Origin of the sequence: Methanospirillum sp. (assembly GCF_035560735.1) — an archaeon.
Lineage (GTDB): Archaea > Halobacteriota > Methanomicrobia > Methanomicrobiales > Methanospirillaceae > Methanospirillum.
Window position 1 is genome coordinate 1 of sequence record NZ_DATMYY010000261.1, and the last position, 10,022, is coordinate 10,022.

Genomic DNA, 10,022 nt, shown 5'->3' on the forward strand with positions numbered 1-10,022 from the left:
TGGAAATAATTCTCTCTTCCCCGGGATCCTGAGTGCAGCCCAGTATTCATCGATAAAATCCGTGTCAACCAGAAGATCGATGTATCCCATTTTTTCTGCAATCCTGACTGCCCGGTCCCGGTTATCTGATGAGACAAGGGAGTGATAAGCACCGGAAAGTGATCCGTTCCCGATCCTGTGAAACTCTGCGTTTGGAAACTCGGGAATGATTCCAAATTCGGTCAGTTTTTCTATTGAACCATATGTACCAAAGGCTCCGGCAAGATACACATGTCTGATATCTGTGATCTGAACCCGGTACTTCATCATCAGAACGCTGATTGCTCCGCAGACAGCAGCCTTTGTATCCATAAGGTATGCCATATCCTGTTTTGTGATCATGATATCCCGCCCGGTTCCGGATTTTTCAGCAGGAACAAGCACATATCCGGGGCCGTCTTCGGTGTTTCTCACCCCTGGAGCACCTTCAACAATCTTTCCGGTAAAGTCGAGAATCCCTGCAGCAGCCATGGCCGGAGCTGCATCGATGATACCTGATCCGCATATTCCTTTGGGTAGCGTGTCACCAATAACCCTGATTACTGCCTCACCGGTTTCCTGTTCAATCGATACGTGCTCTATTGCCCCGAGCATCGCCCTCATCCCGCATCGAAGCCCTGCACCTTCAAATGCCGGTCCCGAAGCACATGATGTTGAGACAAGCCATTCCCGGTTTCCAAGCACGATCTCGCCATTTGTTCCGAGATCGATGAGGAGTGATAGGTCTTCTGATTGATCCATCCCTGCAGTGATAAGATCTCCCACTGCATCTCCACCGACAAATCTGCTCACTGCCGGCAAACACCAGATCCACCCTTTCTGATGAATTCTCAGGCCAGATTCATGAGCCCGCATTATGATTGGCGTTATGGAAACTTCAGCATTAACATAATCAAGAGGACTTGGATCGATCCTTGCAAAAAGCCAGCACATGACGGTATTTCCCCCAACACAGCAGTCTGCAACCGCATTGTGATCGATCCCTGTTTCAGAAATCAGTCTGCTGATCGCTTCGTTGATACTTCCGATCGCTGCAGACCTGAGAGATGCAAGACCTGAAGGAGTGCGACCGATTGCAATCCGGGTTACAAGTTCTTCCCCATAGGTGATCTGTCTGTTTAATGCAGAAGCCCTGGCTAGAATCTTACCGGTACATAAATCCACAAGAAGGGCTGCGACGGTTGTCGTCCCGAGATCGATAGCAACACCGTATGCTTTAGGTTGATTTTCTGAATTGTTGATCTCAATAACCTCAGTAGACCCTCCGGTAGTCGTGATAAGGACCGATGTTGGTTCAGATGATGCCAGAATTCTGGTGATAATTTCAGTACTGATCTGCGGTTTTGCACCTGTATACCCTGGCAGACGAATCGACGGTCCGAGTATTGCAGATGGCCCGTCTTTTACCACCTGAACCTGATACCATCCAGCAGCCGGCTTTATCTCCCCGTCATTTACTTCTGATGTGAGCAGAATCTGCGGCTGATCAATTCGTGATTCTACCGGTATGGTAAACTCAGCATCTGACCAGACTTTTGTCAGACAGGCCAGTTTATATCCATGTCTTCTCTCTCCTGGACTGAGACACTGTGAGCAGATATCCTGATCCTCTGAACAGTCCCCTCTGATTCGGATGATCCTGCACTTACCACATTGCGCTTTCCCGCCGCAGATAGCCTCAAACTGGATCCCTGCCCCTCTGATTGCATCAAGCACGGTCTTTCCGGCAGGCAAGGTTACCATCCGGCTCATAGGGTTGAAGAGGATCGTCACAGTCTTTTCCATGTGTCGATCTCCCTGCGGTCCAGTCAAGAAAAAAGTTAATTCCCTTCTTGAGGAGGCCAGTGTTCACGGATCATCTTGCCAATTCCTGAAGAGTCACGGGGACCTACCAGGATCTGCCAACCACTCGCCTCTTCAGTCTCTCCTGATAGACGTGCAGCGAGCCCGGGTAGAATGAGATATCGGTGGCTGACCTTTTCTTCGACACCTGAATTTCGGAGTGCGTCGCCAATCTTCTCAGCGTTCAGATACCGGCCTGCAACCGCTGCTTCGACAGAGAGACCGCCGGTTTCTGTAACAATAAGATAACAGTCTATCTTTGCAGCCTTGATATCTGATTCAACAGTAAAGAAGGTCAGTGCATAATTTGAAGTTATAAACACCGGTGCATCAGGCCCCGGATTGCCGAATACCCTTAATCCTGGTTCAACAGATACCGGCTTTCGTGGATCAGTATAGAGGCCAAACCTCCAGATGAGCTGAGGGAGTACAGCCCATCCGTCCAGGCTGTGCATGATGAGCAGATCTGCATACCTGGTCATCAGGATTGAAGCAGTGTATACCTCCTGCCACCGGTTTACCTCATCACTCAGTTCCTGCCCGGTCCAGACTGAAATGGGTGTTCCGAGAATTGGAAGACCAAAGAGTGAATCCCCATCCCTGCATGCTGCCTTCCTGATCGCAGTGAAAGAGAAGACAGTTCCGGCAAGTCCTTCATCTCCGAATGTTCCGGGATCAAGCACAATGTCTGTGATTCCACATGCCTGCAGAGTTTTGACCAGAGATCGGAGGAGTGAGAGATCTCCTGGAGCAGAGGCAACCAGCGGGCATCCATGACTTACCGCGAGATCAGCCATTTCTCTCCAGTTCTTTGAGGTTGCTGCATAGATCAGGGGACGTTTGTTTCCAGCTATATCAAGGCCTGCCTTCATCACTCCGGGATCATTGGTACAGAGGATAAGAGGGAGATCAGAACTTTCAACTACCACTTTCACTGCTGTTTTAAACCGGTCTGCATCACCGGTGACTGATCGTACTGCGATAGCATCCAGAGTAAGGGTCCTGCCGATATATCCGTATGAAAAGCCGGCTATCTTGTGAACACGTGCATTTATCGCAGCAGCGTCCATGTCGTCAGATACATCTATTGCAATAGGGGGAGGGAACTGGTACGTAAACTCATGACGCTGGAGAACGTGTTTTCCCCCGACTGTTATTTTTCTGTCTGATCCTATTGTTATTGCCTTCACTGGCGGGGCGAGAAGTTTCTCCAGTTTAGAAAAAGCGTCTTTGTACTGACTGTCATGAATTGGAGGACATCCCCCGGCCACTGCTTCACCATTCACTACCTTCGTAGCAAATGCCATGCAGTTTGGGACACCGCACTCCCCACAATTCGTTCGTGGAAGGAGTTTGTACACGTCAATCGGGCTGATTTCTCGTATCCCTTTCTTCTTTTCTGACATGTTACCCCCTAAATTCTGGCAGTCACCCACGACGCATCAGTTGCTCCTTTTGCGACAGTTCCTGCGATTAACCTGGATGACACATCACGCATTGTTGAGACTGCAAGCGGATGCATCATCAGGAAGAGATCCACTCCGGCAAGAAGCAGTGTCAGGCTCCCTATTGTCTCCCATATCGGGCCACGAAAATCTCCTGATCCAAATTCAGGTCCGAGATCCATCCATGCCTCACGTGCTGACCAGGCGTTTGTCGCTGCTGAAATTGTCGGGTGCTGCAATTCTACATCTCCCATGAGTCCTGCAGTTCTCGCCCGTTCATGAATTGTAAATGAGTATTCAAGACCGTATCCGAGAGCAACCGTTGTCAGGTCGTTCAGGATGCGATCAGCAGGGAAGAACTGGTACAAGCGACGGTTCAGTTCCTTGGCACTATTCAGGTCAAGGCCGGTAAACGCAAGGATACAGTGGCCATGCTTATCTGCGGCTTTTGCCACCGGTTCCAGGGTTTTTACTTCAGCCATATCAGATGTCACTGAGTTGAGAAGGAGTCGTTCCCCTTCTGCCATCTCTGCTATCTCAACAAAAGTCTGTGCATCCTTCTTTGGATCACCACATCCACCGATGATGATTGGCACATCTACAGCCTGAAGCACATCTTCTACTGTTTTCGCCGCTTCCCTCGGGCTGGCATCAGCGATGAGAGGATCGGTGCTGAGCAGATGAACTGTGACCATGTCTGCACCATATTTCTCGACATTCATTTGTGCCCAAGCTGCCGGGTCGTTGATAACTTCAGTGAGATGGTTTTTGAGAGCACGAGGCATGGGAAACGGGGTATCAAAGACATCCATAGCAATAACCGGTGGATGTGCAGGTGGCACTTTTGGATCAGTAAACGGCGGAGTTTGTGCACCCCCAACCGTTACTGTCTTCCCCCTGCTTCCTCCTTGTCCTTTTGTTGCACCCAGAGTAACTTCCCGGATACGTGCTGGATATGACTCAGGCAATGGGGTGAATGTTTCTGTCAGAAGTTTTTCCGGCCATTTTGATCGATCAATGATGGAAACATCATGAGGAGGTATGGCACCCGGCATTGTAAGACCTGGAAGATAGACTGTTGATCCTCCAACCGGAATTGTGAGTTCCAGTTCTGCCAGATCAAGTTCAACATTCTCAAGAATTATCTCTCGTCCTGCCAGGAGTTCTGCAATTCCCGGCCCCAGGAGCCGGAGCAGTCCAGAGAGTTCTGACTCATCCATTACTGCTTTCCTCCTTTCCGTTCAGGTTCTATTGGTCTGATGATCACCTTTTCAGCAAATATCTTTGCATTCTTCAAAATGATCTTCACTCCCCCTGCAGTAATTGGCAGTTCCCCGGCTACAAATACTGGTTTCTGCCCTCCCTGAACGAATGGTGAACCATCATCATCTGATCCAGAGGTATTGACATCTTTAGTTTCCGGCGATGCCCATTGAAGAGCCAGAGGATGAGACGTTTTTATGAGAAATTCTTTGAGTGATGGAACATCTGTCGAATCCGCCTCTGTTGCTATTTTTTTAGAAATATCTTCAGGTATAAACCCGGAGAGACTATCTTTGATCTCTTTGGGCATCCACACGATGGAGTTCCATCCCCCGTCAGCACAAAGGAATTTTCTGGATCGCATGTACTCCAGTGAGATTCCATGAAAACCTTCTACCTGTCTTCCACCGGCGGTTGAGTCAGCAAGAGTAGAAAAGGGAAGTCCATTTACGGTGGGCCCCGGGAACCTGCGATGCACGATCCCAAATCCTTCAACTTCAGGGATGTAGAAGGCGATGGCTTCAAAACAACCGCAGGAGGTATGCGGGTATCCGAATGCAGAATAGAGATAAACCCTGTTTACCTCACCCATCGACCTTTTTTTAGCATGTTCATTAATCCCTGAGTATTCACCCTTGTCTGGATCGATGCAGACATCTTTTGCAATAGGAAAAATTGGTCCTTCAGGATCCATACGGGCTGCAGCCCTTCCATCAAACCAACTGATGGCCCCGCAGTTTGCGTACCGTTCAGGTGTAATAACACAGATATGTGATGGTGCAAATGACTGGCAGAGGGCACACCCATAAAATGTGTCAACCTGCTCATCGGACAGACCACGGGCACGTGCATCTCTTGATTCATACCGTTCACGTGCCATGGCATAACAGGAGTTGAAATCATCCCCTGCGGTTATGAACGTGATCTGGATCTTCTCGATAAGAGCCAGTTCGCTCCTGTAAAGCCTTTCAATTGCTTTACCAATGTAAACGAAGCTGTCAAGTCCTTTTGCATAGGATTTTTTTCCAATTCTAATCCAGATATCATACCGCTGATTGAGATGCATGACACCCTGAATATAGTTCATGTACTCGTGAATCCGGCGTTCAAGGACTCCTTCAAGATCTTCTTCAAGCCTGGATCCTGCCACCTCAACAAGGATACCAAATCTGACATGAGATCCCGGAGGAATTTCTTTGAGATCAGGGCCGATGACTGATATTTTACCGTCTTCGATAGCATCGGGGTTTCTGACCAGCACAATCTCAAACTTCTGGTCAACCTTCGGACCTCCAAGTTCGACCTGCATATCCTCTTTTCTGATCCTCTCGCCTTCAAAGACCAGCCCAACTTCTACCGGAATGTCTTCAAACATGCTCTTCCCCTTTTTCAAGCAAAACTGCGGCTGCCTGCAGATGTTTTTTCCACGGTTCTACTGCAATATTCCCAAACGACCAGGTTGCATGCGGTTGATATTTTCTATCCAGATTTATTGTTTTTAGGTGTGGTGCAGAGTTTCGAAGGCCGGACAGAATTGTCCAACAGAATGAATAGGGAATTGCAGCAAACAGCACTAGGTCATACTGGCCCAGATTATCAAACCCTTTCCACTCCGGGTCTCTGAGTCGATCGGCTATCTCCATCCCCCCCATAATTGCTTCTATCCTGATTCCATTACTGACAAGTTCCTTTACTGCAGGAGATGTTCCGAGCACCGGGATATGTCTGATACGTGAAACCGTACTGATAAATCCAGTTATTGCTTCACAATCAGGTTCGCTTATTGCAACTTCATGCCCTACGATGATTATTGGCCGTTTCACCCGGTTTAGAAGTGCACCGATGACTTCGGGTTTCCCGATAACTGATGCACGGGATGTTCCTCCCATCTCTGCCCGTATCCAAGAATCATCCCCTGCCATTTTTTGTTACTCCTTTACATCCCGTATTTGTGATTTCAGCATGGTTGGATTTGGTATCGGTTGTTCATTGTATCCTTTCTGCTCAAGAATGGGAAGTATCTGTTCTTTCATCGTGATTGGGATATCTGCCTGTGACCTGACAAAGAGGTTGAGATCATCAGGCATCTGGTCATAAAGACGCTTGTACAGATCGATGTAATTGGTAAGCTTCATCGATCTTCCGCGGGAAGTGTCATTTGGTCGCATGCAGAGTTTTGCAGCAAGCGTCATTGCCTCTTCAGGAGTTTCTGCAGCAATAAAGAGGTGCTCCGGTACAGGGCCTACCTGAACCTTCTCACCGGTCCGCGAATCATATACAAACCAATCTTCTGGTTTATCCTTCCTCCCAAGAAGCATACGTCTGTACTTCGATCCATGGGGACCCACGATGACCGGAATGCCAAGTCGCCAGAATCCAGCTGCAATCGCTGCCGCTTTCTGGGACATTGCTCCCCAGGCGATCCCAACAGCCCCGACACGGTTATACACGTAATCGGCAATCTCTTCGTAATTGCCACGGAGACTGCGTTTTGCAAATATGCTTGCAATTTTAATGGTTGCACCGGCGATATGAGCATTTGAGACACAGGACCCGACATTCACGATTCCTCCGGCATCGAACCGGCCATGAAACTCTTCGTATGGCGTCTGTCCGTCTTCATTGCGGTGCATCCCGATAGCCATTGCCGAGCAGCCTGAAGTAACCACGATATATCGCCGGCGGGCAAACTCCCGTGCCATTTCAGCGACTTCTTTAGCTCCGTTCCCGTAATTTGCGCAACCGACAAAAGCCACAACACCCGGGATCTCACCGAGAACTATTGGTCCTCCAACCTCTCTGATCTCAATATCCTGGATAGCACCGCGTCCTGCCCTTACATTAAATCGCTCGGCATGAATCTGTTTTTCGGCAGTAGAGAGTATTGCACTATGAACCGGGATTTCTTTAAAGCAGACATCTTCACATTTCCCACAACCGATACAGGAATCATAGAGGGAAGCAAGTGCCGATAAATCTCCATCTCCTGCCTGCTGGATTGCTATAGCGAGGGGCATTGAAGCCGGGCATACTCTTGAGCACTCCTGGCATCCTCTACACCGTTTTGCCAGTTCGAAAAGATCTTCTATCGGTGGAATAGTTCTGAAATTCCTGCCTCTTTCTTTTACTGCTATAGCAGTCCGGACTGCAACTTCGCCAACCTTTTCTGGATCAAGGATAAGAACCCCTGGTGTCTTACCGCTGAGAAGATCATCTATAATCGCCTCTGGTTCATCTCCTGTCCGGTCTGGAAGACCAGAACAGTTCATAGAACTGGTTGCGATGAGTGGTGCGTAAATCTGTTGTGCCTCAATGAGCAGATCAGCCCTGACACATTGTTCATCGACTACAATCACATCCGGAACTCCGCTTCTGATATAGCGGAGTTGCCATGATATCGGCCCGATGATCTTTGCGTTTGAATCATACCTGGTCAGATCCACTGCAGTACAACAGATTCCGGTGATCTCAATCGTCCCGCTTAAATTCTGTTCTCTGGCATAATCGATAATCCCGATTGCAGGAGGAACATTGTGCCCTACAACAAGGATAACCGGTTTTGCTCCGTCAACGGTTCCAAGTCCGAGTTCTATAAGTGATGCATCAGGGTCTGCTTTAGGGAATGAGAATGCTGATATCTGGGCAATATCTGCAACCTCGAGACCCACATGATCCATGGTTCCGGCATGGAAGACTTTGGATTCAAAGTCGATGGCATCCCCTTCCTGCCCGGTATGGGTAGCTGCGAGGAGTTCGGTGGTCTGTCGCTCACAGTAATCGAGGACGATCTCAAGGTCGCCGAGTGTGGTTGGTTTAATTCCACAGACTAACCTTATGATTGGTGCTTCAGTTTCGATAGAATTTCCACCAATGTCAAGGGGATGGCGTCTGCCATATGTTTTGATAAGATGTGTTACAAGGTGACGGGCATGACTAATATGGGTTGCAGCACCAATGCAGGCTGCAAGTAGTACAATCCTGGATTGTTGTGCTTCCATCCCAATACCACAGGCGCCTTTCTTTCCTCCTGACAAGTCGCACTTTCCGTATGTACAAAGGCAACACAGGTCGCAGAATGGCAGATATAGTGGTTTATATCGGGAAAGAAGCATCCTATCCCAGTTCCTGAGATCAGTGTGCGAAGGCATTGGAGTTGGCCCTTCATCCTCGTTCCACTGGTCACCACGCAATGATCCTATGGACACCTTAAGGTTCTTCAGTGATGCAGCGCTGGATTTTAGGTCATCCAAGGTAAGGGTAACGTTTTTCCTGTTCACAGTCATCGGCTAGTATATTCTGACTGTACATTAGGAGGACAGGAGTTAATTAGCGTATACCCTCTAGGGAATATGATAATTTCTACTATGAGAAAGGTGGGAAACTTGTGAAAACTTCAAAAAATGAATTACAAAAAAGGAATTATTATGGTTTCAGAGTTTAGACTCTGAATCCGGACTGGTAGGTGAAGGCCTTCTGCAGGGTCTTGATTCCACCGGTTACTTCGGTGTTGTCTTTCCAGCTGTTGGTTGCAGAGGTCTTGTTCCAGGTTGCAGTTGCACCGCCGTTAGCACCATTCCGTGCGTAGTTGTCATCTCCACCGTCACGGGCTTCCATAATACTGCCTGCGAAGACGGTCTTGACAGTACCCTCTGCAAAGCCGCTGCCTGAGTTTGCATCAGGGGTAACTGCGATCTGGTAGTTCAGGCCTGCTGGAACATCTGCGGTCTCAGCGACTGCACGGATCTGTCCCTTGGTTGAAACCTGGGCACTGTTTACGTTAACAAGGCTGCTCTTTGCAGAGACGATGTTACAGAATGCTGGCAGGATGCTTCCGTTCAGGGTTGAGAAGACACAACGGATGTTGTTATCTGCGTTTGCATAGTTACCTGCAACGGACAGAGTGTACTCTTCCTCACCAACGAGGTGTGCACCTTCGGTGCTGGCGTAGGTCAGAACCTTCTGTGACTCAATGTTATAGAGGCCACTTCCCTGGTTCTTAGAGTTGAAGTCGAAGTTCTTGTTCTCTGCGAGCTTACCACCATTGGTCAGGATTGCATCCTTGTAGGTAACATCAGAGATTGACTGACCTGCTCCAAGAATACCGGTTGGAATTGCGCCGGGGTTTGCAATAACCCAGGACATGGTTGACTTGTCATCAACTGCACCAGTGGCATCGATAACGGTGTCAACGGAGAAAACCTGGTTCTCAGGGGTTGCGTTTGGAAGACGGTCTGCTGCTGCAAAACCGACGATTGCCACGAGGGCAACCAGTGCAATAGTTGCGATGTATCCGAATTTCATTACAGTACTCCTACAATTATGCTGATACTCTATGCATCAACTTCTACAAGTTTCTCATCAAAGAATATATGCTTGCTGGGTCATTATGGAAGTATTCTTCTTCCTCCCATTTATAAATCATAAGGTCCAATG

General features: G+C 48.5%; 7 protein-coding genes. All 7 read right to left on the reverse strand.

What is annotated here, in order from left to right:
- Positions 1–1,824, reverse strand: a 1,824-nt coding sequence (locus tag VN429_RS07375; protein ID WP_325631550.1) for an ASKHA domain-containing protein, incomplete at its 3' end; no start/stop codon positions are given.
- 35 nt (positions 1,825–1,859) lie between these two features.
- Positions 1,860–3,287, reverse strand: coding sequence for an acetyl-CoA decarbonylase/synthase complex subunit gamma (gene acsC / locus VN429_RS07380; RefSeq protein WP_325631552.1), 1,428 nt, complete (start codon positions 3,285–3,287; stop codon positions 1,860–1,862).
- A gap of 8 nt (positions 3,288–3,295) precedes the next feature.
- On the reverse strand, positions 3,296–4,546 hold the full coding sequence (gene cdhD / locus VN429_RS07385; RefSeq protein ID WP_325631554.1) for a CO dehydrogenase/acetyl-CoA synthase subunit delta: 1,251 nt from the start codon (positions 4,544–4,546) through the stop codon (positions 3,296–3,298).
- Positions 4,546–5,964, reverse strand: a complete 1,419-nt coding sequence (cdhC, locus tag VN429_RS07390; RefSeq protein ID WP_325631556.1) for a CO dehydrogenase/CO-methylating acetyl-CoA synthase complex subunit beta — start codon at positions 5,962–5,964, stop codon at positions 4,546–4,548. The genes cdhD and cdhC overlap by 1 nt, the downstream gene beginning before the upstream one ends.
- The gene (locus VN429_RS07395; RefSeq protein WP_325631558.1) at positions 5,957–6,511 is read right to left on the reverse strand and encodes a carbon monoxide dehydrogenase beta subunit family protein; all 555 of its coding nucleotides are present in this window, start codon (positions 6,509–6,511) and stop codon (positions 5,957–5,959) included. The genes cdhC and VN429_RS07395 overlap by 8 nt, the downstream gene beginning before the upstream one ends.
- Before the next feature lie 6 nt (positions 6,512–6,517).
- The gene (cdhA, locus tag VN429_RS07400; RefSeq protein ID WP_325631561.1) at positions 6,518–8,872 is read right to left on the reverse strand and encodes a CO dehydrogenase/acetyl-CoA synthase complex subunit alpha; all 2,355 of its coding nucleotides are present in this window, start codon (positions 8,870–8,872) and stop codon (positions 6,518–6,520) included.
- A gap of 154 nt (positions 8,873–9,026) precedes the next feature.
- Entirely contained in the window at positions 9,027–9,890 is an 864-nt protein-coding gene (locus tag VN429_RS07405) for a hypothetical protein (protein ID WP_325631563.1), read from the reverse strand.
- Positions 9,891–10,022 lie beyond the last annotated feature (132 nt).

Coding starts and splice junctions, on each gene's coding strand:
- cdhD (WP_325631554.1), bottom strand. CDS start 4,546: ATGGATGAGTCAGAACTCTCTGGACTGCTCCGGCTCCTGGGGCCGGGA.
- cdhA (WP_325631561.1), bottom strand. CDS start 8,872: ATGACTGTGAACAGGAAAAACGTTACCCTTACCTTGGATGACCTAAAA.
- VN429_RS07405 (WP_325631563.1), bottom strand. CDS start 9,890: ATGAAATTCGGATACATCGCAACTATTGCACTGGTTGCCCTCGTGGCA.
- acsC (WP_325631552.1), bottom strand. CDS start 3,287: ATGTCAGAAAAGAAGAAAGGGATACGAGAAATCAGCCCGATTGACGTG.
- cdhC (WP_325631556.1), bottom strand. CDS start 5,964: ATGTTTGAAGACATTCCGGTAGAAGTTGGGCTGGTCTTTGAAGGCGAG.
- VN429_RS07395 (WP_325631558.1), bottom strand. CDS start 6,511: ATGGCAGGGGATGATTCTTGGATACGGGCAGAGATGGGAGGAACATCC.